The sequence below is a fragment of the Streptomyces tritici genome (genome assembly GCF_048500665.1).
GTDB lineage: Bacteria > Actinomycetota > Actinomycetes > Streptomycetales > Streptomycetaceae > Streptomyces > Streptomyces tritici.
In genome coordinates this window covers 6,460,277-6,482,236 of the sequence record NZ_CP183183.1, presented here as the reverse complement: position 1 = coordinate 6,482,236, position 21,960 = coordinate 6,460,277, and the positions used below count along the sequence as shown (strand labels likewise).

General features: G+C 72.0%; 18 protein-coding genes. 14 read left to right on the top strand and 4 right to left on the bottom strand.

Features of this window, described 5'->3' with window-relative positions; genetic code table 11:
- Nucleotides 1–166: 166 nt before the first annotated feature.
- From ACNJ93_RS29750 to ACNJ93_RS29740, 3 genes are all read left to right on the top strand, one after another.
- Nucleotides 167–1,216: an LLM class flavin-dependent oxidoreductase gene (locus ACNJ93_RS29750; RefSeq protein WP_418960550.1), complete on the top strand. Its 1,050-nt coding sequence runs from the start codon at nt 167–169 to the stop codon at nt 1,214–1,216.
- A gap of 59 nt (nt 1,217–1,275) precedes the next feature.
- On the top strand, nt 1,276–3,702 hold the full coding sequence (locus ACNJ93_RS29745; protein WP_418960549.1) for an ATP-binding cassette domain-containing protein: 2,427 nt from the start codon (nt 1,276–1,278) through the stop codon (nt 3,700–3,702).
- Nucleotides 3,703–3,788: 86 nt separating this feature from the next.
- Nucleotides 3,789–4,115 (top strand): DUF2071 domain-containing protein, encoded by a 327-nt coding sequence (locus ACNJ93_RS29740; RefSeq protein ID WP_418960548.1) that lies wholly within the window; start codon nt 3,789–3,791, stop codon nt 4,113–4,115.
- Between the two features lie 52 nt (nt 4,116–4,167).
- Here the strand turns inward: ACNJ93_RS29740 and ACNJ93_RS29735 are convergent, their stop codons facing one another.
- Entirely contained in the window at nt 4,168–4,860 is a 693-nt protein-coding gene (locus ACNJ93_RS29735; protein WP_418960547.1) for a TetR/AcrR family transcriptional regulator, read from the bottom strand.
- A 165-nt stretch (nt 4,861–5,025) separates the two neighbouring features.
- Between ACNJ93_RS29735 and ACNJ93_RS29730 the strand changes: the two genes are divergently transcribed.
- Genes ACNJ93_RS29730 through ACNJ93_RS29710 form a run of 5 tightly spaced genes read left to right on the top strand, consistent with a single transcriptional unit; the run spans nt 5,026 to nt 13,027 of the window.
- The gene (locus tag ACNJ93_RS29730; protein WP_418960546.1) at nt 5,026–6,465 is read left to right on the top strand and encodes a M6 family metalloprotease domain-containing protein; all 1,440 of its coding nucleotides are present in this window, start codon (nt 5,026–5,028) and stop codon (nt 6,463–6,465) included.
- A gap of 53 nt (nt 6,466–6,518) precedes the next feature.
- A complete protein-coding gene (locus ACNJ93_RS29725; RefSeq protein WP_418960545.1) occupies nt 6,519–8,663 on the top strand; it encodes a CHAT domain-containing protein in 2,145 nt (714 codons plus the stop codon).
- A 13-nt stretch (nt 8,664–8,676) separates the two neighbouring features.
- Entirely contained in the window at nt 8,677–10,092 is a 1,416-nt protein-coding gene (locus ACNJ93_RS29720; protein WP_418960544.1) for a lipase family alpha/beta hydrolase, read from the top strand.
- A gap of 35 nt (nt 10,093–10,127) precedes the next feature.
- The gene (locus ACNJ93_RS29715; RefSeq protein WP_418960543.1) at nt 10,128–11,069 is read left to right on the top strand and encodes an SIR2 family NAD-dependent protein deacylase; all 942 of its coding nucleotides are present in this window, start codon (nt 10,128–10,130) and stop codon (nt 11,067–11,069) included.
- Nucleotides 11,066–13,027 carry an ATP-binding protein gene (locus ACNJ93_RS29710; protein ID WP_418960542.1) on the top strand — a complete coding sequence of 654 codons (1,962 nt, stop codon included), beginning with the start codon at nt 11,066–11,068 and terminating at the stop codon, nt 13,025–13,027. The genes ACNJ93_RS29715 and ACNJ93_RS29710 overlap by 4 nt, the downstream gene beginning before the upstream one ends.
- A 49-nt stretch (nt 13,028–13,076) precedes the next feature.
- Here ACNJ93_RS29710 and ACNJ93_RS29705 read toward each other — a convergent pair whose 3' ends face one another.
- Entirely contained in the window at nt 13,077–13,529 is a 453-nt protein-coding gene (locus ACNJ93_RS29705) for a DUF5709 domain-containing protein (RefSeq protein WP_418960541.1), read from the bottom strand.
- Nucleotides 13,530–13,713: 184 nt separating this feature from the next.
- On the opposite strand from ACNJ93_RS29705, the gene ACNJ93_RS29700 reads away from it, so the two are divergent.
- A complete protein-coding gene (locus tag ACNJ93_RS29700; RefSeq protein ID WP_418960540.1) occupies nt 13,714–15,174 on the top strand; it encodes a catalase in 1,461 nt (486 codons plus the stop codon).
- Nucleotides 15,175–15,377: 203 nt separating this feature from the next.
- Nucleotides 15,378–16,997 carry a hypothetical protein gene (locus ACNJ93_RS29695; protein WP_418960539.1) on the top strand — a complete coding sequence of 540 codons (1,620 nt, stop codon included), beginning with the start codon at nt 15,378–15,380 and terminating at the stop codon, nt 16,995–16,997.
- Between the two features lie 105 nt (nt 16,998–17,102).
- On the opposite strand, the gene ACNJ93_RS29690 is transcribed toward ACNJ93_RS29695, so the two are convergent.
- Nucleotides 17,103–17,546 (bottom strand): hypothetical protein, encoded by a 444-nt coding sequence (locus ACNJ93_RS29690; RefSeq protein WP_418960538.1) that lies wholly within the window; start codon nt 17,544–17,546, stop codon nt 17,103–17,105.
- 125 nt (nt 17,547–17,671) lie between these two features.
- Nucleotides 17,672–18,100, bottom strand: coding sequence for a hypothetical protein (locus ACNJ93_RS29685; protein WP_418960537.1), 429 nt, complete (start codon nt 18,098–18,100; stop codon nt 17,672–17,674).
- 303 nt (nt 18,101–18,403) lie between these two features.
- On the opposite strand from ACNJ93_RS29685, the gene ACNJ93_RS29680 reads away from it, so the two are divergent.
- The 4 genes from ACNJ93_RS29680 (at nt 18,404) to ACNJ93_RS29665 (ending at nt 21,911) form a co-directional block, all read left to right on the top strand.
- Nucleotides 18,404–18,844, top strand: a complete 441-nt coding sequence (locus tag ACNJ93_RS29680; RefSeq protein WP_418960536.1) for a hypothetical protein — start codon at nt 18,404–18,406, stop codon at nt 18,842–18,844.
- Nucleotides 18,845–18,902: 58 nt separating this feature from the next.
- Nucleotides 18,903–19,481: an ImmA/IrrE family metallo-endopeptidase gene (locus tag ACNJ93_RS29675; protein WP_418960535.1), complete on the top strand. Its 579-nt coding sequence runs from the start codon at nt 18,903–18,905 to the stop codon at nt 19,479–19,481.
- The gene (locus tag ACNJ93_RS29670; protein ID WP_418960534.1) at nt 19,478–20,689 is read left to right on the top strand and encodes an MAB_1171c family putative transporter; all 1,212 of its coding nucleotides are present in this window, start codon (nt 19,478–19,480) and stop codon (nt 20,687–20,689) included. The genes ACNJ93_RS29675 and ACNJ93_RS29670 overlap by 4 nt, the downstream gene beginning before the upstream one ends.
- Before the next feature lie 262 nt (nt 20,690–20,951).
- Nucleotides 20,952–21,911, top strand: coding sequence for an Acg family FMN-binding oxidoreductase (locus ACNJ93_RS29665; RefSeq protein WP_418960533.1), 960 nt, complete (start codon nt 20,952–20,954; stop codon nt 21,909–21,911).
- Nucleotides 21,912–21,960: the final 49 nt, after the last annotated feature.

Below are 21,960 nucleotides of genomic sequence, written 5' to 3'. Positions count from 1 at the left end.
GCCGCCGAGGGGAAGCAGCGGCCCCATGCGAGGGCCTGCGTGTCGGCCTCGGCGCGAACCTGTTTCCCCGAGGCATTCGCGCTGGTGCCCGGCCTGCCGCACAAGGACCCGCGGTCACTTCCGCGCGCACCGCAGGACCGTGAGCCCGCGGGAATCCCGGGGCCGCGTGAACGTTGAACCGTACGTGAGCTTCCTCGGCGCGGACATCCGCTTCTCCGTTCTCGACCGTTCCCGGACCCGTGAGGGCCAGGACGGCGCCCGGGCCCTGCGTGACACCGTGCGGCTGGCCCAGGAGGTGGAGCGGCTGGGCTACCACCGGTTCTGGGTGTCCGAGCACCACGGCGTGCCCGGAGTCGCGGGGTCCGCGCCGACCGTGCTCGCCGCCGCCGTCGCCGGGGCGACCCGGACGATCCGGGTGGGCACCGGCGGAGTGATGCTGCCCAACCACCAACCCCTCGTCGTGGCCGAGCAGTTCGGCGTCCTGGAGGCGCTGTATCCGGGACGGATCGACATGGGCCTCGGGCGTTCCGTCGGGTTCACCGACGGGGTCCGGCGGGCGCTGGGCCGCGAGAAGGAGGAGGCCGGGCGTTTCGCCGAGCAACTGGACGAGCTGCTCGGCTGGTTCGACGGCACCCAGACGGCCCATCCGCACGTGCACGCCCGCCCCGCCGAGGGCCTGCGCGTCCCGCCGTACGTGCTCGCCACCGGCGAGGGCGCGGCGATCGCCGCGGCGGCCGGGCTGCCGCTGGTCATCGGCGACCTGCGCGGCCGCGACCGGATGCTGTCCGCGATCGACCGGTACCGGGCCGCGTTCCGGCCGTCGTCGTGGGCGGCGGAGCCGTACGTCGTGGTGTCCGGCACGGTTGCCGTCGCCCGGACGGAGGCCGAGGCGCACCGGCTGCTGCTCCCGGAGGCCTGGTCGCAGGCGTATTCCCGGACCCACGGGACCTTCCCGCCCCTGCTGCCGCCGGAGCGGATCGAGGCCCTGACGATGACGGACAAGGAGCGCGGCTTCTACGAGCAGGGTCTGCGCGGCCACCTGTACGGCACCGGGGACCAGGTCCGCGAGGCGCTGGAGGGCCTGGTGAAGGAGGGCGGGGCGCAGGAGGTGCTGGTGACGACGAGCACGTACGACCGCGCCGCCCTGCTGGATTCCTTCCGCCTCCTGGCCGACGCGGTCGGGCTCGCCCCCGAGGGGGCGGCGGCGGGCGCGTAGGGCGGGACGTCGGCAGCGCGCTGCGGCTGGGCCTCGCAGACCCGCCTAGACTCGGGGGAATGCACGGCAGCCCCACCCCGCAGGACCCGCAGAACCCCGGTGACCTCCGCACTCCCCCGCCCGGCGCGCCCGGGCGCGATCCGTTCGTGAGGGTGCGGGGCGCGCGGGAGCACAACCTGCGGGACGTCGACGTGGACCTGCCGCGCGACGCGCTCACGGTGTTCACCGGGGTCTCCGGCTCCGGCAAGTCGTCGCTCGCGTTCGGGACCGTGTACGCCGAGGCGCAGCGGCGGTACTTCGAGTCGGTGGCCCCGTACGCGCGCCGGCTGATCCACCAGGTGGGCGCGCCGAAGGTCGGGGAGATCACCGGGCTGCCTCCGGCGGTCTCGCTGGAGCAGCGCCGTTCCGCGCCGAACGCCCGCTCCTCCGTCGGCACGGTCACCACGCTGTCCAACTCGCTGCGCATGCTGTACTCGCGCGCCGGCGACTACCCGCCCGGCGCGCCTCGGCTCGACTCGGACGCCTTCTCGCCCAACACCGCCGCAGGGGCCTGTCCGGAGTGCCACGGCCTGGGCCGGGTGCACACCACGAACGAGGAGCTGCTCGTCCCCGACCCGTCGCTGTCGATCCGGGAGGGCGCGATCGCGGCCTGGCCGGGCGCCTGGCAGGGCAAGAACCTGCGGGACGTGCTCGACGCGCTCGGGTACGACGTGGACCGGCCGTGGCGTGAGCTGGCGGCGAAGGACCGCGAGTGGATCCTGTTCACCGACGAGCAGCCCGTGGTGACGGTGCACCCGGTACGGGAGGCGGGCCGCATCCAACGCCCGTACCAGGGCACGTACATGAGCGCCCGGCGGTACGTGACGCACACCTTCGCCGAGTCGAAGAGCGCGACGCTGCGGGCGAAGGCGGAGCGGTTCCTGACCAGCGCGCCGTGCGCGGTGTGCGGGGGCCGGCGGCTGCGCCCGGAGGCGCTGGCGGTGACGTTCGCGGGGCGGACCGTCGCGGAGCTGGCGGCGCTGCCGCTGACGGAGCTGGCGGAGGTGCTGGGCGACCCGGCGGTGCGGGGCGACGAGACGGCAAGGGTGCTGACCGAGGACCTGGTCGCGCGGATCGCGACGGTGACGGAGCTGGGCCTCGGCTATCTGAGCCTGGACCGCGCGACGCCGACGCTCTCCAACGGCGAGCTGCAGCGACTGCGGCTGGCCACGCAGCTGCGGTCCGGGCTCTTCGGCGTCGTGTACGTCCTGGACGAGCCGTCGGCCGGGCTGCACCCGGCGGACGCCGAGGCGCTGCTCGTGGTCCTGGACCGGCTGAAGGCCGCCGGGAACACGGTGTTCGTGGTGGAGCACCACCTGGACGTGGTGCGGCACGCGGACTGGCTGGTGGACGTGGGCCCGCGGGCGGGGGTGCACGGGGGCCGGGTGCTGCACAGCGGCCCGCCCCAGGAGCTGGCCGCGGTGGCGGAGTCGGCGACGCGCCGGTACTTGTTCGACCGGGAGTCCCGGCCGGGGCGGGAGGTGCGGGAGCCGACGGGCTGGCTGCGCACCGGCCCGATCACCAGGCACAACCTGGTGGACCTGGACGCGGCCTTCCCGCTGGGCGTACTGACGGCGGTGACGGGTGTCTCGGGCTCCGGCAAGTCCACGCTGGTGGGCACACTGACGGAGGAACTCCCGGGCGTGGAGCGGGTCGTGACGGTCGATCAGCGGCCCATCGGCCGTACGCCCCGCTCCAACCCGGCGACGTACACGGGCCTGTTCGACATCGTCCGCAAGCTGTTCGCCGCCACGGACGAGGCCCGGGCGCGCGGCTACAAGGCGGGGCGTTTCTCGTTCAACGTGGCTGGGGGCGCCTCCTCCGGGGGAGGCCGCTGCGAGACCTGCCAGGGCGAGGGGTTCGTCGCGGTGGAGCTGCTGTTCCTGCCGAGTACGTACGCGCCCTGCCCGGACTGCCACGGCGCGCGCTACAACGCGGAGACCCTGGAGGTCCGCCTGCGCGGGCTGACGGTCGCGGAAGTCCTGGACCTGACCGTGGAGTCGGCGGCTGAGTTCTTCGCCGGCACCCCCGCCGCGGCCCGGATCCTGCGGGCCCTCCTCGACGTCGGCCTGGGCTACCTGCGCCTGGGCCAGCCGGCCACGGAGCTGTCCGGAGGCGAGGCCCAGCGCATCAAACTGGCCGCCGAGCTCCAGGCCGTACGCCGCACGCACACCCTCTACGTCCTCGACGAGCCCACGACCGGCCTGCACCCGGCGGACGTCGAGGTCCTGATGGCGCAGCTGAACGCCCTCGTGGACAGCGGCCACACCGTCGTCGTGGTCGAGCACGACATGGACGTGGTCGCCGGCGCCGACTGGGTCCTGGACCTCGGCCCCGGCGGCGGCGCGGCGGGCGGCCGCATCGTCGCCCAGGGCCCACCGGCAGCGGTCGCCGCGGACTCCGACAGCCGCACGGCCCCCTACCTCGCGCGTGCTCTGGGAACCTGACCCGCGGCGCAGTGGGTTGCCGTGCCGCGGGCGGGGCGTAGCGTCGAAGGGGAAGAAGCCCCCGCCGAGGAGTGGGATGACGTGAGGTGAACGGTCTGCCGCAGGGTGGAGCCGCCGCCGCCGCGCCTGCCGTGCGTCTGCCGGTGCTGTCGATGCACTGGCGGCGGCAGGCGTTCGTGCACTGGCCGTACCGCCCCGACGACGTACGGACCTTGCTGGCGCCCGGACTCGAAGCCGATCTGTACGGGGGGCGGGCGTGGGTGAGCCTGACGCCGTTCGTGATGACCGCGGTGCGCGCGGCGGGGGGTGCCGATGGCGACCCGTACGGGGACCCCCTGGCCCACACCTCGCCCGGCGTCGGCCCGGTCGCCCTGGGCGCCGCCCGCCCCGCCCGAGCCACGTTCGCGTCCTGACAAAGGTCACGCCGACCTCGCGGGCGGCTTCGCACAGTCCGCGCCGGACGCGTCAGAGGTAGCGGCTGAGGATCGCGTCGAGCCCCGCGGACAGCTGCTCCTCGCCGCCGCGCGCGGCCAGTGCCGGGCCGAGGGAGCGCAGCCGGGGGAACTCCTTGACCGGGAGGCGGTGCAGGCCGAAGCGGAAGGCCGGATCCGACTCGTCGGGGTTGTCCACGACTTCGCGCAGCTCGATGACGATGTAGCCGAGCACCCACGAGATGAACGCCCGGTAGAGCTTCAGCGTGGTCTCCTCGTCCAGACCGGCCGAGCCCAGCAGGGCGAGCAGACGTTCGTGGGCGCGCAGCACCGCCGGGGGCCGGCGCGTCAACGGCACGGTGAAGGGGCGCGTGGCGACGAGCGGCACGACGTTGGGGTGCGCGAGGGCGACCCGGTACATCGCCTGCGCTATGCACAGGAGCGTCTCCCGCCACAGCAGCGCGGCAGCGCCCCGCGGGCCGGGAGCCGGATGCGGGGCGGGGGGCACGGCGCCCTCCAGCATCTCCTCCAGCTCGATGAACAGGTGCTCGACCAGCCCGTCGAGCAGGTCGTCCTTGCTGGTCGTGTACCGGTAGATCGCCATGGCCTCCACGCCCAGCTCGTCGGCGACCCGGCGCATGCTCAGGCTGTCCAGACCCTCGTGATCCACGACGCGCAGCGCCGCTTCCACCACGCGCTCGCGGCTGAGCCGACTACGGGCGGCCATGGCCGCACCTCCCTCGTTCCCGGCGCGACCCGGCCTGCGCTTGACGTCGATCCGGGGCGGGTGGAGCCTGTATGTGTACAGCATAAACGGATGACGTACGTAGACGTCTTCAGCGCCGCGGTCTCCCCGGCGCCCGGTGATCATCCGAACAGAAGAGTGGTCGCGATGCGACGCACGAACCCAGTCCCCCGGCGACACGATCCGATCTGTACCGGCCCCTGCCCGGTCCCCCTGTCCCCCGAAGCACTGGCCCAGCTCTACGCCGACTACCGGGATCTGCTGACGTCCCGACGACTGCCGGACGGCACCACCTTCGAGGAGTACTACCTCACGTGGCGGTCCACCCGGCGCGGCGAGCGGCTCGTCGGCCTCGACGACGGCGCCGTACGGGCCGAACCGGCTCCCGGACGGCGGCTGATCACACGGCCCGACAAACAGCTGAAGGGAGTCGTCCGCACCCTCGTGCTGCTGGTCGACTTCCCCGACAAGCCGCACGACCCGGACCATCGTCCGGGCCACTACGAGCAGCTGCTGTTCAGCACGAATTCCCTGCCCACCGGCAGCATGCGCGAGTACTACCGCACGGTGAGCGGCTTCGAGGCCCTCGGCGATCGCGGCATCGACGTCCAGGGCGAGGTCCACGGCTGGTTCCGGATGCCGCGGCCGCTGTCGTTCTACGCCGACGGCAACTCCGGCATGAACGGGTTCCCCCGCAACGCGCAGGGCATGGCCCGGGACGCGGTGCACGCGGCCAAGGACGAAGGCGTGGACTTCACGCCCTTCGACGCGCTGGAGGAGAACATGGTCACGGCCCTGTTCATCGTCCACGCGGGGTCCGGAGCCGAGAAGACGAAGAGCGCCGACGACATCTGGAGCCTCAAGTGGGGCGTGCCCGGAGGCGTCCGCGTCGGCCCCAACCTGACCGTCGAGACGTTCCTCACCGTGCCCGAGGACTGCGCCATGGGCGTCTGCGCGCACGAGTGGGGCCACCTGGCGGCGCGTTACGCCGACTACTACGACACGGGCGAGCTGGACGCGACCAAGTCCAACGGCCTCGGCAACTACTGCCTGATGGCGTCCGGCTCCTGGGGCAACAGCGGACTCACCCCCGTGCTCCCCAACGGCATGCTGCGGATGTTCCACGGCTGGGCCACCCCGAAGCGCATCAGGAGGACCACCAAGGACGTGGTGCTGACGCCGGCCGCGGAGGGCGGCGACCTGCTCTTCGTCCAGAACGAGGACAGGATGTCGGAGATGCAGTACATCCTCGTCGAGTACCGGCGCCGCCGGGGGCAGGACGCCTTCCTGCCGGACGAGGGCATCTCCGTCTGCACGGTCGACGAAGCGATCCCCGACGTGAACGACGAGGACCGCCTCGCGATCGAGCTGCTGCAGGCCGACGGCCGACGCGATCTGGGCGCGATCTTCGGCCTGGGCAACCGCGGAGATTCCAACGACCTGTACCCGTCCCTGGGGAACAGGATCGTCGGCGAGACGACGAACCCGGCGCTCAACCTGCCCGACGGCACGTGGACCGGCGTCACCCTCGAGATCGAGGGCGATCCCGCCGCCGGCTCGATGGCCGTCGACATCCACATGGAGTGAGGCCGGGCGAACGGCCGTTCCGACGGAGCTCCCGCGCGGAAGGGAGGAACAAGGTGAGCACCCCCGTCGTCCGCATCGCCGACCTGCTGGAGGACGCGCCCACGGACTCCGCGCCGCCCCCGCGCCCCTCCGCTCCGGCGTCCCGCGAGCCGCCGCCGGCCGGCCGCCCCCCGCTCACCGTGACCGTGGTCTGGGGCGACCTGCCGGAGGTGCCGGCCGATCTGCACGTCACCGGGCACTACCAGGCGGTCCTGCCCACGGCCGCCGAACGCGCCCTGGACCACGCCATCTCCACCGAGCCGCGCCGGCTCATCACCGAGCACACCAAACTCGGCTGGATCGACGCGCAGCTGGGAGAGGTGACGTACTTCCCCTGCCGGGAGGGCACGGTCCGCTCCGCCGCCGTCGTCGGGATGGGCCCGATGGGCACCCTGACGGAGCGCCGCGCCGCCCAGTTGCACAGGTCGCTGCTCGTCGAGGTCATGGGGCTCGGCCACGTACGGACGCTCGCCACGGTGCTCATCGGCTCGGGGACCGGCAATCTCACCGTCGCCGAGGCGGCGCGGGCCCTCGTGCACGGCTTCGCCGGCGCGCTGCGCGCCCAGGCGCCGGCATCGGCGGCGGCCGGGCTCACCGAGGTGCTCGTGGTGGAGATCGACCGGCTGCGGGCCGAGCAGCTCCTCCGGGCCCTGCGCGAGTGCGCCGGGGAGCAGACGTCGGTCCGGATCGCACCGCGGCTGCGCGAGGAGAGCAGCGGGAGCCTGTCGCCCCAGTCCGCGGCCGTGTACGCGCTCACGGCGCTGACGGGGCTCACCGGTCGCACGGGCACGACGCCCGACGGAGCCGGTCCGCCGGAGGGCGCCGGGTCACCGCCCGACGGCGACCTGCTGGGCGAGGTACTGGCCGGCCTGGAGCCCTCGCTGCGCCACCGGGTCCGGGCCCAGCTGGGCCGGCTCGCCGACGTCGACCGGACGGACCTGTCCCTGAAGGTGCGCCGGACCATGGACGCCGTGCAGGGCGCCACGCCGGTGCGGGTCTCCGCCCTGTCGGGCGTCGGCGGACTGCGCTGGGCGGCCCTGACGGAGCGGGCCACCGTTCCCGAGCGGCTCGTCCCGGTGGACATGGACCTGTTGCGCCAGCTCGTGGACCGCTTGACCGAACCGAGCGCCGAGGACGCGAGGGACCTGCCGGACCTGTTGTCACGGTTCGTGGTCCCCGCGGACTTCCAGCAGCTCCTCACGGACGAGGCGACCGTGCTGATGGAGCTGGACCAGGAGACCGCGCTCGTGCCCTGGGAGTTCCTGGCCGACGTCAAGCAGCGCAGCGGCGAGAGGGACGCCCCGCTGGCCGTCCGCACCCCGCTCTCCCGGCAGCTGCGGACCCCCTACTCGCGAGTGATCACCGAAGAGGTCGCGGCGGGCCCGCTGAAAGCCCTGGTGATCGGCGATCCCGGCGATCCGGAGAAGGGTTTCGAGCTGGCGGGAGCGCGCGACGAGGCGTTCGCCGTGTCGAGCCGGCTCAGCAGCCTGGGCGTCGAGGTCACGCTGTTCGTCGGCGCGGCGGGGGCCGGCCGCCTGGCGGGCGTTCCGCCTGCGAGCCGCCTGGACGTCCTGCGCGTCCTGCTGGCCGGCGGCCATCACATCGTCCACTACTGCGGCCACAGCTCCTTCGACGCCTCCGCCTCCGGGGTCCGGTCGGGTTGGGTCTTCGCGGACGGCCTGCTCACCGCCCAGGAACTGGCCCAGCTCGAACGCCCGCCGCGGATCGTGGTCGCCAACGCCTGCTACTCCGCTCTGCTCGCGGGCACCGGCAGGGCCGCGCCGCCGGCCGAGCCGCCGCCCGGCACGCCCTGGGGAAGTCCGCAGGCCCGTCTCGTACCCAGCCTCGCCGACGAGTTCCTGCGGGTGGGCGTCGCGCACTACATCGGAGCGGGCTGGCGCATCCCCGACGACCAGGCGACCGCGTTCTCCGAGGCCTTCTACACGCATCTGCTGGAGACCGGGCCGGGCGAACCCGAGCACACCGTCGGCGCCGCGGTGCACACGGCACGCCGAGCGCTGTACGACGACTCCCCGCACGCCGCCTCGACTCAGCACCCGGCGGGCACCGCGCCGGAACGGCACCGGAACAGCACCTGGGCCGCCTACCAGCACTACGGAGACCCGACCGACCCGTTCGTCAGGGCGAGGAGCGACTAGAAAGGGCCCGCTCATGACCAGGATCCCCATGACCGACGTCGTCGTACTCCTCCCCGGCATCACCGGGAGCGTGCTCACCAAGGACGGCAAGGACGTGTGGGCCCCCTCGCTGGGCGCCGTGCTCGGAGCGCTCACCAGCCTGGGCCGCTCCCTGGACGCGCTGGAGCTGGAGGACGACGACTGGCGGGCCGACGACCTCGGTGACGGCATCGTCGCCGAGCGGCTGGTGCCCGATCTGCACACCCTGCCCGGCCTGTGGAAGATCGACGGCTACAGCCGGATCGAGACCTTCCTGACCTCGCGGTTCGACCTCAAGGAGGGCGAGAACTACTTCCCGTTCCCCTACGACTGGCGGCGGGACAACCGGGCCGCCGCGCGCCGGCTGAGGGACCGGAGCCACGGCTGGCTCACGGAGTGGCGCCGGATCAGCGGCAACGACGACGCCCGACTGGTTCTGATCGGCCATTCCATGGGCGGTCTGGTCGCCCGCTACTTCGTGGAGGCGCTGGGCGGCTGGAAGGACACGAGGGCCGTCGTGACCTTCGGGACGCCGTACTACGGTTCGCTCAACGCCGTCGAGTTCCTCGCCAACGGCTTCGCCAAACGGTTCGGCCCCTTCACCCACGACCTCAGCCGGATGCTCCGCTCCCTCACCGCGATGCACCAGCTCGTCCCCGTCTACAAGTGCGTGTACCCGCCGAACGGCGAGCCGGTCACCCCGGTGAAGGCGGGGCTGCCCGGCTGGCAGCCGAACTGGACCGCCCATCTGACCGAGTTCTTCGGCGAGATGGAGTCGGCCGCCGCCGCCAACCGCCAGGATCCCGCCTGGGCCGCGCGCGGGGTGACCTACCACCCGATCGTCGGCCTGGACCAGCCCACCCGGCAGTCCGCACGGCTGGTGGACGGGAAGGTGGAGACGCTGCTGACCCGCGGGGACCAGGAGGAGAGCGGCGACGGGACCGTCCCCAAGCTGTCCGCCGCGCTCTCGGGCACCGAGAACGCGCGCACGTTCGTCCCGCAGCGGCATGCGAGTCTGCAGAACCAGGACGCGATGCTCGACCATCTCAAGGGCGTCCTCCAGTCCCTGCACGACGTGCGCATCGACGACCTGCGGGCCGCCGTGACCTCCTGGTTCAGCTACCTCGGCGACGACCTCTATCTGACCAGCGAGCCCGTGGTCTGCGAGATCGGCTTCGTGAGCGCCCTCGGCGAGGCCCAGCTGCCCGAGGTGCGGGCGCGCGTCACCGTGACCGACCGGCTCACCGGCCGGCCGGTCCACGACCGTCCCGTCACGGTGACGCGGCAGCGCCGGCCGTTCAGCCTCGAACCGCTGCCCCCCGGCACGTACGACCTGCTCGTCAGCGCGGGGGCCGACACCGCGCCGCTGTCCGAGGTGTTCGTCGTCGCACCGGACGACGCCGACGGCTGAGCCGCGGGCCCGCAGGGGCGACAGGAGGCGACACGATGAACTCCAGCGACATCGAACCACCCCCGTACGGCTTCATCGCCAAGGAACTCGTCGACGGCCGCGCCGTGCCGTTCCTCGGCGCGGCCGCGTCCTACGCCGGGGTGCCCGACGACGCACCGCGCCGGCTGCCCGGCGGCCAGGGCCTCGCGGAACGCCTGATCGACCTCTGGAAGGGGTACCCCGGCACCGCCAGCGACCCGCTCACCCAGGTCACGCAGTACTACGAGGAATGCGTGGCCAGCCATACCGACCTGTGCCGCTGCTTCCGCCAGGTGTTCTACGAGGAGCAGCTCGAACAGACCCCGCCTCCCACCGCCCGGCTGCTCGCGGCCATCGAGCCGCCCGCCGCGCGGCCCTTCGTGATCATCACCACCAACTACGACTGCCTGGTGGAGAAGGCGCTCGACGAGGCCGGCCGTCCCTATGCGGTGGTCATCCAGGACTCGAACCCCGGGAGCCCGCACAACCTGAGGGTCCGAGAGCGCGAGAGCCAGGGCTTCAAGGGGGTGCAGAGCCAGGACCTGGTGCTCGACGACTACGCGGGAGCCACCCTGATCTACAAACTGCACGGCGGCTTCGCCGACGGCCTGGACGAGGACGTCGACACCCTCGTGGTGACCGAGGGCGACTACATCCGGTTCGTCGCCTCGCTCGCCTCCAACACGGTGCCGCCCAGCGCCATCGCCACGCACCTGCTCAACGACCGGCGCATGCTCTTCCTCGGCTACTCCATGGCCGACTGGAACATGCGGGTGATCCTCTACCAGCTCGCCCAGCGGCGCCCCAACCCCAAGGACGTCCTGAGGTCCTGGGGCGTGCGCCGGAACGTCTCCGTGGTCGAGAAGCGATTCTGGGACAAGCGCGACGTCGAACTCTTCGACATGGACCTCGCCGAATTCGTGGCCCAACTGGACGAGGCGATCGGAGCGGCGGCATGACCACGACACCGGCAGCCCACGGCAACGCCCCCTACGTGGGCCTGCGGCCCTTCACGGAGGACGACCGCCACCTGTTCTTCGGCCGCGAACGCGATGCCGAGGTGCTGTTCAACCTCGTCTACTCGACCCCCCTCACCCTCGTCTACGCACCGAGCGGCGTCGGCAAGTCCTCGTTGCTGCAGGCCGGTCTGAGGCCCATGCTCGACAAGGCGGGGAACTTCGAGGTCGCCCACGTCCACTCCTGGCGGCCCCCCGTCGCCGAGCAGCTCACCGAGGTGATCGCCGAGACCTTCCCGGCCCGCAGGGCCGGCCGCTCGTGGTGCGAGGGGCTGCGGGCGCACGCCGCCGACACCGGCCAGTGCCCGGTGCTGATCCTCGACCAGTTCGAGGAGGCGCTGCACTACCCGTCGGGGCTGGAGGCGGTGTGGGAGGAACTCTCCGTCATCGGCACCCACCCGCGCAGCGGCGCCCGCGTGGTGCTCGGCATCCGCGAGGACCACTTGGCCGAACTCGACGAGCTGCTCCGGCGCGTCCCCATGCTGATCGAGAACGGCCTTCGACTGGGCCGGCTGAACGAGAAGAGCCTCTACCGTGCGTTCCACGAACCGCTGCGGGTCCTGGATCCGCCGTTCGAGGCCGACCCCGAGCTGTTCCCCCAGATGATGGGCGACCTGGCCGAGAACCGACCGGACGGAGCGAGAGGCTTCGCCGAACCGGGCTACTTCCAGGTGGTCTGCCAGCACCTGTGGGAGCTCGACCGGGACCGCCCCGACCGCACGCTCACCCTCGGCACCTACGAACGGGAGGGCCGCGCCCCCAAGGTCGTACGGTCCTACGTCCGGGGCAAGCTGGACGATTCGCTGCCGTCCGAGCATCTGGAGGTGCTCTACGCCATCACCCGGTACCTGGTCACCCCCACGGGAGCGAAGATCCCGCTCGGTGTCGACGACCTGACCGAGATGGCGACCGTCCACGACTTCACCCCGCAGGCCCGGCGGAGATTCGGACTCGGGGACGACGAGTCGGAGACGGAGTGGCCGTTCAAGAAACCGGCCCTGCAGAGGCTGCTGTCGGACGTGCTCGAAGAACTGTGCGGCAGCAGTGTGCTCATCCTGCGCCGCGTGTCCCACGGCGCGACCCCCCGGTACGAGCTCTTCCACGACCTGCTCGGTCCGATCCTGCGCAAGTGGCGCGCCCGGCGCCGGTCTCAGGCGGAGCGGGAACTGGCACAGCTGGCGGCACCGGTCGAGGGACTGCGGGGGACGGCCATGGAGTCCTTGGAACACGCGAGCCGGCTGGAGGAAGCGGACGAGGAGGCACGCCGCCAGGTCGTCAGGGAACTGCGCGAGGTGCTGTTCCAGTCGACGGCCCTGAAGGACGAGGCCCTGTCCAGCGACGCACGCAAGCGGCTGGAGGCCCTGCGCAGACACGAGGACGACTGGAAACTGCGGCTGGAGGCGGGGCGCGCGCTCGGACAGTCCTCCGTCATCGAGAGCCCGTCCTGGGTCCGTGCTCTGCCGGCGCTCGTCGTCTACACGTTCTTCAGCATGGCCACCGTCTTTCTCCTCGCCTACGGCACGAGGGAGGCCATCACGGCCGTCGGCCCGCCGAGCCTGGCGGTGCCGTGGCCGAGCCTGATCCTCGGTCTCGGCTGGATCGCGCTGGTATGGCCCCTGCTGTACTTCGCCCAGGGCGTCTCCCACGGGCTGTACTCCCGGCGCGGCCGCTGGAGAGCCGTCCTCCGCCCCCCGTTCGAGCCCCATAGCCTGGCCATCGGCTGGTTCGAGCACTCCTCCGGCTGGCCCTTCAACTTCGCGGTGAGCGTGGTGCCCGCGGTCATGGTGGCCCCCCTGCTCGCCCAGCTCGCCCTGCCGTTGCTGTTCTGGCTGGCGGCCCTGGCCTGCCTGGGCACGGCGTTCAGCCTCGTGGCGTACAACCGGGCCGTGGTCCTTGTCTGAGGTCTGGGTGTTCCGGGCCTGGTCGAGCGGGTGTCGTCCCGGGCCGGGCTCACTCCTCGTCGACGATGTGCATCGCGGCCTCTTCGGCGGACGCCGCGCCGCCGTCGATGCCCACGTCGTGGGCGTTCAGTTCCGAGACGACGGGCCCGGTCCCGTGGTCCTCGGACATGAGGCGGCCGGCGCGCCTGCTGCCGACCTGGTCGTCCAGGAGCTCGCCGTCGGTGTCCGTGGCGTCGCCGATTCCGTCGCCGTCGGGGACGGCGAGATCGGGCTCCTCCTTCGCGAGGCGCTCGTCCAGGGACTCTCCGCGTACCCGCTCGGCCGCGGTCACGCCCTTCCGCTCGACCCCGAGGGGCCGCTCCGGCGGTGAATACCCCTCGTCGAGGGGGTCGCCCCCGGGTCCGACGAGGGTGTCCTCGTAGTCCAGGACGCCCGTGTCGTCCTGGACCTCGCTGCCGTCGGGCTGGTAGACGTCGTCGCCCCACGGCTCCGTCTCCGTCATGGGGAACTCCCCTCGCTCCGGCGCAACCGACGCACCAGGAGACCTCGCCGCCCTCACTCCATGATCCCCGCCCGCCGTGCGCGCGCAACCCGGCGGGATCGAGCCGGTCGGCGTCCGGTCAGGTGGCGGCTTCGGCGGAAGCGGCGGAAGGTGGGTTGGTCGTGCACGACGAAAGGGCAGAGTGATGACGGAGAGCCGACCCGCTACGACCACCGACTCCGGCGCCCCGGCAGAGAGCGACGAGCACTCGCTCACCGTGGGGCCGGGCGGCCCGATCCTCCTCCAGGACGCCTATCTGATCGAGCAGATGGCGCAGTTCAACCGGGAGCGCATCCCGGAGCGTCAGCCGCACGCCAAGGGCAGCGGCGCGTTCGGCCGTTTCGAGGTCACCCACGACGTCAGCCGGTACACGAAGGCCGCGCTGTTCCAGCCGGGAACCCGTACCGACCTGGTCGCGCGCTTCTCCACGGTGGCCGGCGAGCGCGGCAGCCCGGACACGTGGCGCGACCCGCGCGGCTTCGCGGTGAAGTTCTACACCTCCCAGGGCAACTACGACATGGTCGGCAACAACACGCCGGTGTTCTTCGTCAAGGACCCGTTGAAGTTCCAGCACTTCATCCGGTCCCAGAAGCGCCGTGCCGACAGCAATCTCCGCGACCACGACATGCAGTGGGACTTCTGGACGCTCTCGCCGGAGTCCGCGCACCAGGTGACGTGGCTGATGGGCGACCGCGGCATCCCTCGCACGTGGCGCCACATGAACGGATACACCTCCCACACGTACATGTGGATCAACGCCTCCGGCGAGCGGTTCTGGGTGAAGTACCACTTCAAGACCGACCAGGGGATCGAGTTCCTCACCCAGGACGAGGCCGACCGGATGGCCGGCGCCGATTCGGACTTCCACATGCGGGACCTGTTCGAGCACATCCGGGACGGCGACTTCCCGTCGTGGACGCTGCACGTGCAGGTCATGCCGTACGAGGAGGCGGCGACGTACCGGTTCAACCCGTTCGACCTGACCAAGGTCTGGCCGCACGGCGACTACCCGCTCATCCCGGTGGGCCGGATGACGCTGGACCGCAACCCGACCGACAACCACGCGGAGATCGAGCAGGCCGCGTTCCAGCCGAACAACTTCGTGCCCGGTATCGGGCCCAGCCCGGACCGCATGCTGCTCGCGCGGCTGTTCTCGTACGCGGACGCCCACCGGGCCCGCCTCGGGACGAACTACCAGCAGCTCCCGGTGAACGCGCCCGTCGTGGACGTCCACACGTACTCCAAGGACGGGGCGATGGCGTACCGGAAGACCTCCGACCCGGTCTACGCCCCGAACTCCAAGGGCGGGCCGGCCGCCGACACCGAGCGCTACGGGAGTCCCCCGAGCTGGACCGCCGACGGCGAGATCACCCGGGCGGCCTACGTCTCGCACCCGGAGGACGACGACTGGGGCCAGCCGGGCACCCTCGTACGCGACGTCATGGACGACGCGGCACGCGACCGCCTCGTGGACAACGTCGTCGGCCACCTCCTGGAGGGCGTGAGCGAGCCGGTCCTGGAGCGCGCCTTCACGTACTGGAGCAACATCGACCCGACGGTGGGCAAGCGCATCGCCGAAGGCGTCCGGGCCGAGCAGCGCTCCTAGAGCCCGTTCCGGGGGACCAGGGGACCGGCGTGCGTGCCGAGTCCCCTCCCCCGTGCGGGTGATCCGGCACCATCCGGCTGCGGCGGTGACGTCGGATGAGGAAGATCGGCAACCGTGGCGCGCGCCGACGGAGAACCCAGGAGAGCCCTGGGACGGGCGGCGTCACCACGGGGGTGGTCCGAGTGGCAGAGGAGAGCCGAGCCATGCGCCTGTTGCTGACCGTCCTGGAAGGCGACCGGTTCACGGGCGTCTCCGAACGCGGCCTCGTCCGCGCCCTCGTCACGGCCCTCGAGGGCCAGCACATGGCGAGGGAGCTCCCCGACCACTGGATGCTGCACGGCGGCATCGGACTGCCGGCCCAGCCGGACGTGGCCGCCCTGCCGCCGCACCGCTGGCAGCGCGTCCACGATCAGGTCTTCGCGGAGTACGTCGAGTTCGACGTGATGCCGGACGAGACCGTCGCCGCCCTGCAGGACCGCTTGCTGCGCATGGCCCGGGAGCGCGGTCTCGCCCTTCCGGAAGACGGGGGTGCCGCCCCTGTCGAACGCATCTGGCTGGCCGACCTGTTCGCCGGTCTGGCACTGGACCCCCGGGAGACGGTCCGGGGATCCGGCCTCGTGTCGGGGGACGTCGTCGTCCTGTGCATCCTGCACGAGCTGCGGCACAGCTACTCCCTGGGCCCCGTGCCGCGTCCGCAGGACATGCTGGCGATCCTCCAGGCCGCTGCCGCGTCGAGCGACGAACGGCCGGGGTTGTGGGGTGCGTTGCTCTACACCGACGCCGATGCCGGGCTCGCCCGCTACGTCCGGGAGCACTTCGACGAACTCAACGCGCTGACAGGCCCCGACCTGCGCGTCTTCGTCGTGGAACGCCCGGAGTCCTGGCGTACCGCGAAGCGCTACTGGCGCGACTCCCTCGACCCCGAGCTGTACCGCACGTTCGCCGCCCTTCGCTGGCTGCGGTGGAAGCCGTACGAGCGTCACCGCGTCTACGACCTGGCGCGGGAGCTGGGCGTGGCCGTCGATCAGCTCCCCTGCCTGGTGTTGTTCCACCACGTCCAGGACCCGCAGAAGGCGGTGTTCCCCCTGGCCTCGACCAGCCCCGTCTATCTGCGGCGCCTGTTCTCCCGCGTGCACGCGGCGGTCCGCCCCGGCGCTCCGGGGTTCCGGGACACGGCCGTGGAGGACGCCACGGGCATCCAGCGAGCGCTTCCCCTGGCGGACGCCGCCTTCCGTGCTGCGGAGCAGTGGCCCGAAGGGACGCCGGAACGTGAAGAGGCGCGCGCACGGGCGCTCGACCTGCTGGGCGGCCCGTCGAAGCGTGACGGCCGAGGCGGCTCTCCCCTGGACCAGGTACGCGCGCTGCCCGCGGGCACGCCGGAGGGCGTCGCGGCGCTGGACCGCGTCCTCGCCGCCGCTCCCGGCATCAACCGAGAACTGAACGAGATCGTCATCAAGGCTGCCGAGGAGACCCGCGTAGTGACGCAGAACAACTTCCACTTCAACGGCCGGACCACGTTCATCAACCAGCCGGTGGACACGGTCGTCACCGACTTCCAGAACGATCACCGCACCGGCCCCGGCGCTGCCGAACTGGCTCGGGCGCTGCGATCGGTGCTGACGAGCACGGACCTGTCCGACGCCGACCGGCAGGAGGCGGCGACGCTCGTCCACGCGGTGCGGGACGACCTGGCAGCCGGCGACCCGGACGGCCGCGTGCCGAGCCGGCTGGAGCGGTTGCGCGCCCTGGTGGCGGGCGCGGCCGATGTCGCCCAGCCGGTCGCCCTGCTGATCGCCGCCGTCAGCGGTCTGGCGCCGCAGTGACCCGTGGCGACACCCTGCCCTCGGAGAACGGCTCTGCCGCTGCCCGCCGGCCGCTGGTGCGGCGGGAACGCCCTCGGGCGTTCCCACCGCGCTGGTCCAGCAGGTTCACCCCTGCACGCCGGTGCACACGTGCTGCCATTCGTTGACGTGTACCCACATACACGCCTGGGCGCCGTTGTGGCTCCAGATCGCCGGGGTGTTCAGACCACGCTCACCCCCTTGCGCGGAGACCGAGTGATGCACGTGGCCGTCACCGTCGAGGATCTCGACCGACTCGCTGGGCTGGATCGGATTGGTCCCCGGGTTGGCCAGCATGTCCGCGTGGTACCAGGGCGTGTTCGGCTCCTCGTCCTTGATGCAGCGCCAGAGCCGGACCCGGTAGTTGGAGATGCTGTCGCTGTCCAGGAGCGCGCAATGCTGCGCGGCACGGGAGACGGAGGCCCGAGGGGCCGACTGCTCGGCAGCCGCAGGTTGCTGTGCGGCGGCGGGCGCGGCCGCCGAGACGGTGAGGACGAGCGCGCAGACGGCGCTCCGCAGGTTTCTGATCACTGCTCCGTGCTAGCCGCCCGCAGCGCCGGACACACCGACCTCCCGCCGGAATCACACCCACGGGTGATGTGCCCGCCGGGGCCCGAGCGTCCGCACGTGCGGCCCGCTCAGGCCCCGGGGGTCGATCAGAAGTGCGGGTCGAGCATCGAGCCGAAGTTGTACGTGCCGGCGGAGAGGTGGAGCGGGTTGGGGTCGTTGAGATACGCCGCGCCCTCACCGGGCTTGAGCAGGGTGGACGTCTGCTTGTAGTAGCCGTCGTAGGCACGGATGCAGTCCCTCCAGGTGTACGTGTCCGCGGCCAGGTAGATGGTGCGGGTCGGGGTGCGGCTGGTGCCGAAGATCTGCGTCCACGTGTAGGTACCGCTCGCCAGGGCGATGGTCCTGGTGACGCACGCGTCGGCGTCGGACGCCCGGGGGATGCCGTCCAGCCACACGCTGCGCGTGTTGTACGCCGCGCTGGCCGCGCTCGCCGGGCTCCCCGCGAGCGTCACGACCGCCGTCGTCGCGGCGGCCACGGCCGCGAGCTTCCCGAGCTTGCCGAGTGTTCCGTTCATGATCTCTCCCGTTGATGAAGGCGTTGCCCATCGGCAATGACGTCATGAAGCAGCTGTCGGGCCTCTGACTGAGCCAGGGCGACCGACCACCGCGACACTAGCAACAGTTTTCACTTAAGTGAACAGAGTTGGGATCTGAGATCACGTCACGCAGCTTGGCGTGAACGCCTGTTGCAGGCTCGACCCCGCGCGGCGAAGGCCGTCTCTTCACCTAAATGTTCTGCCAAGCCCCGCCCCGACTCCGGCACCCCCGGCGGACGGCATAATGCCCGGACGGCAGCGGGCGACGAGAGGCGAGCAATCGTGAGTGAGACCGAGGGGCAGCGGCTGGCCGCCCGGCTCGACTACCTCTTCGAGCATGTGCAGCCGCTGGGCCGACGCCACACGTTGCAGGAGGTCGTCGACGGCATCAAGGCGGTCGAGGAACCGGGAGGGGTCTCGCTCTCGGTGGGCCGGCTGTCGATGCTGATGAACGCGAAGGCGCCCAACCCCACCGTCGGCACGCTGCGCGCGCTCGCCTCCTTCTTCGGTGTGCCGGTCGGCTACTTCGTCGACGACGCCGTCGCCGAGCAGACGATGGCCCAACTCGCCCTCATCAAGGCGATGCGCGAGAACGACGTCAGGACGGTGGCCCTGCGCGCGGCGGCGGTGGCCACGTCCTCCGCCCACGGCCTGGACGTGGTGCGCGGCCTCGTCGAACGCGCCGCCGACCAGCAACGACGGCACGACGGCGGAACGAAGTAGTCCATCTGCCCCGCGAGCTATGATCACCCGGCACATCGTCGAGGGGCGGGGGAGAACGATGGGGGCTGATTCGTCGCGGGCGGATTCCTGGGCCGACTTCCGTGCCCACTGCGACGCCGTCCTGGACGGCCTCCCGCTCGAACCCGCACAGCCCCTGACGATCGACGCGCTGTGCGCCGCCATCGAGCGGCAGCGCGGCAGGCGGCTGACCCTGTCGCCGCTGCCGAGGCAGGCCGGGGCGGCCGCCGGCCTGTGCGGACTGTGGGTCGGCCTCGCCGACGGCGACCACATCTTCTACGAGACGGCCACCAGCGCCTTCCACCAGCGGCACATCATCCTGCACGAGCTCTCGCACCTGCTGCTGGACCACACGACGGACTCCGACGGCAGCGGCGTCGACGACCGTCCGGAGGTGGAGATCCTGTTCCCCGGTCTCGACCCCGCCATGGTCCGCAGGCTGCTCGCCCGCGGCCGTACGGACTACACCGAACTGCAGGAGCAGAAGGCCGAGTTGATGGCCACGCTGATCCATCGGCGGGCGTCCGACCGTGCGTCGCGGAGCATCCCAGGCAGCGCACACGGCTCCGGGCTCCTGGAGCAGCTGGCCCGCGCCCTCGGCCCCTCGCGTCCCCGATGACGGCGATCCGGCCGTACGAGGTCGTGCTGCTCGTTCCCTTGTGGTCGCTGACGGCGCACACCGCCCGCCGGGCGCTGCGCAGCCGCGGCGCACCCGAGTCCGCGCCCTCCCGGCTCATCGCCGGAGTCATCGCCCTGGTCACCCTGTCGGTCACCGTCGGCGTCCCCGTAGCGCGCCGCGCGATCGACGAGGTGACCGGGATGCAGAGCATCACCAACCTCCTCAGCCATCTCCTGGGCATGTCGGCGATCGCCTGCCTGACCGGTTTCGTCCGTCGGATGTCCCTCGCGGCGAAGGGCGCTCCGAGGCGCCGGACCGGCTCCTGGCTGCCGCTTCCCGCGGTCGCGGCCACGATGTGCGCGGCCTTCTTCCTGACACCGCGCCCGAGCGGCGAGCAGTACTTCCTGACCACGGGCCGTTCGACCGCCCACACCGTCTACTGGTCGGTGTTCCTCGGCTACGTGATCCTGGGGGTGGCGACGGTGGGGGTGCTGTGCCTGCGGCACCACCGGCAGGCCCCGCCGGGGCCCCTGCGGACCTCCCTCAACCTGATCGGCGCGGGTGCTCTGACAGCCCTCGCCTACGTCGTGCACCGGTGTCTCTACCTGGCCCTGCGGGACTCGGGAATCCCGCTGTTCCAGGAAGCCGTCGTCGTGCCCACGACGCAGGCCCTGCTGGTCGGCTCCCTTCTGCTGGCCGGCACGGGGATCGCCTGGCCGGCGCTGGCGGGCCTGCACCGCGCCCGCTCCGACCGCCGCCGACTGCGCCGCCTCGAACCGCTGTGGCGGACGCTGACCGAAGCCGTACCGGAAGTCGTCCTGCCCCTTCCGCCCATGCTGCGCGCGGACCCCGAACTCATGCTGTACCGCTACGCGGTCGAGATCAGTGACGCGGTCCTCGCCCTCGACCCGTTCCGCAGCACCGACGTCGAGGCGGCGGCCCGGGAGGCGCTGCGCGCGCACGGCTTCAGCGGTACGGAGCTGGCGGCCGCCACCGAGGCCGTCGTACTGCGCTGCGCCCTGGCCCGGGCACGCGCGGCACAGAGCGTGCCACCGCCACCGCCGGCCCCGGAGCCGTCGCACGACAGCATCGGCCACGGCGACGCCCCGCTCGACTGCCCGCAACCCCTGGCCGCGTTCTTCGGACACCCGCACGTCCTGCGCGTGACGGCCACCTTGCTCAGGGAGCGCGGCGACGACGGGCCGTGAACGCACCCCACCGAGCCCTTCCGACAGGTGGAGCACGGCCTGCACTGGGACAATGCCGATAGGGGCTGTGAAGAACCGAACGCTGTGAAGAACCGAACGAACCCAGGAGCGCAGATGTCCGACGGGCCCGTCGCCTGATGCGCGGACCCTGCCTTCGCACGCTGCTGCCTGCCGGCAGGATCGCCGCCGAGGCCCGCTCCTCCGCGGCGATCACGAACAGACGGGACGGACCGTGTCGCCCAGAGACCTTGATGCCGCGTTCGTGACGTCGCTCGTCGAGGACGCCGTGACAGCCCCGTCCATGCACAACGCCCAGCCGTGGCGGTTCGTCCATCGCACCGGCGGCCGCACTGTCGCGCTGTACGGCGATGCCGAGCGCGTGCTGCCTGTCGCCGACCCTGACAACCGCGCCCTGCACCTCGGCTGCGGCGCCGCCCTGTTCAACCTGCGCGTGGCAGCCGCCCACCACGGCTGGACCAGCGACACCCACCTGCTTCCCGACCCCGGCGACCCCTGGCACCTGGCCGACGTACGGCTCCGGCACACCGACGGCGTGGACCGCGATCTCGCCGACCTCCACCCCGCTGTACGGCGGCGGCACACCAGCCGCTTCCCCTTCTCCGACGAGCGGATTCCCGGGCCCGTTCTCGACGGGCTCCGCGCGGCCGCGCTGCTGGAGGGCTGCCGGCTGATCACCCCGGGCGCCTGGCACACCGACGCCGTCATGGAACTCGTACGCGACGCCGAGATGCTCGAAGCCGCCGGCGAAGCCGTGCGCGCGGAGATCGCCGCCTGGACGCGCACCGGCGACTCTGGTGAGGCGGCGGCCACGGAGGGCATCCCGGCGGACGCACTCGGTCCACGGCAGTACGGCGTGAGCGCCCCCGCCCGGGACTTCGACACCCAGCGCCATCTGCCGGACCGAGACGCGGCCGTGTTCGAAGAACACCCCCAGCTTGCCCTGCTCGGCACGGTGGAGGACTCCCCGGCGGACTGGCTCCGAGCGGGCCAGGCGATGCAGCGTGTGCTGCTGCAGGCCACCCTCGACGGCCTGGCGACCTCGCTGATGTCACAACCCCTCGAATGGCCCGAGCTCCGCACCTCCGTCCGCGATCCGAGCGCCCCGACCGGCTTCGTCCACATGGTGTTCCGGCTCGGCTACGGCCCCGCAGGAGCGGCAACACCGCGCAGGCCCGTGACCGAGGTGCTCAGCCTGCGGTGACGACGCCCCTCGACCTGCAGTGACGACGCCCCCCTTCCACGCTGCCCAC

Coding starts and splice junctions, on each gene's coding strand:
- ACNJ93_RS29745 (WP_418960549.1), top strand. CDS start 1,276: ATGCACGGCAGCCCCACCCCGCAGGACCCGCAGAACCCCGGTGACCTC.
- ACNJ93_RS29735 (WP_418960547.1), bottom strand. CDS start 4,860: ATGGCCGCCCGTAGTCGGCTCAGCCGCGAGCGCGTGGTGGAAGCGGCG.
- ACNJ93_RS29730 (WP_418960546.1), top strand. CDS start 5,026: ATGCGACGCACGAACCCAGTCCCCCGGCGACACGATCCGATCTGTACC.
- ACNJ93_RS29720 (WP_418960544.1), top strand. CDS start 8,677: ATGACCAGGATCCCCATGACCGACGTCGTCGTACTCCTCCCCGGCATC.
- ACNJ93_RS29715 (WP_418960543.1), top strand. CDS start 10,128: ATGAACTCCAGCGACATCGAACCACCCCCGTACGGCTTCATCGCCAAG.
- ACNJ93_RS29710 (WP_418960542.1), top strand. CDS start 11,066: ATGACCACGACACCGGCAGCCCACGGCAACGCCCCCTACGTGGGCCTG.
- ACNJ93_RS29705 (WP_418960541.1), bottom strand. CDS start 13,529: ATGACGGAGACGGAGCCGTGGGGCGACGACGTCTACCAGCCCGACGGC.
- ACNJ93_RS29700 (WP_418960540.1), top strand. CDS start 13,714: ATGACGGAGAGCCGACCCGCTACGACCACCGACTCCGGCGCCCCGGCA.
- ACNJ93_RS29695 (WP_418960539.1), top strand. CDS start 15,378: ATGCGCCTGTTGCTGACCGTCCTGGAAGGCGACCGGTTCACGGGCGTC.
- ACNJ93_RS29685 (WP_418960537.1), bottom strand. CDS start 18,100: ATGAACGGAACACTCGGCAAGCTCGGGAAGCTCGCGGCCGTGGCCGCC.
- ACNJ93_RS29675 (WP_418960535.1), top strand. CDS start 18,903: ATGGGGGCTGATTCGTCGCGGGCGGATTCCTGGGCCGACTTCCGTGCC.
- ACNJ93_RS29670 (WP_418960534.1), top strand. CDS start 19,478: ATGACGGCGATCCGGCCGTACGAGGTCGTGCTGCTCGTTCCCTTGTGG.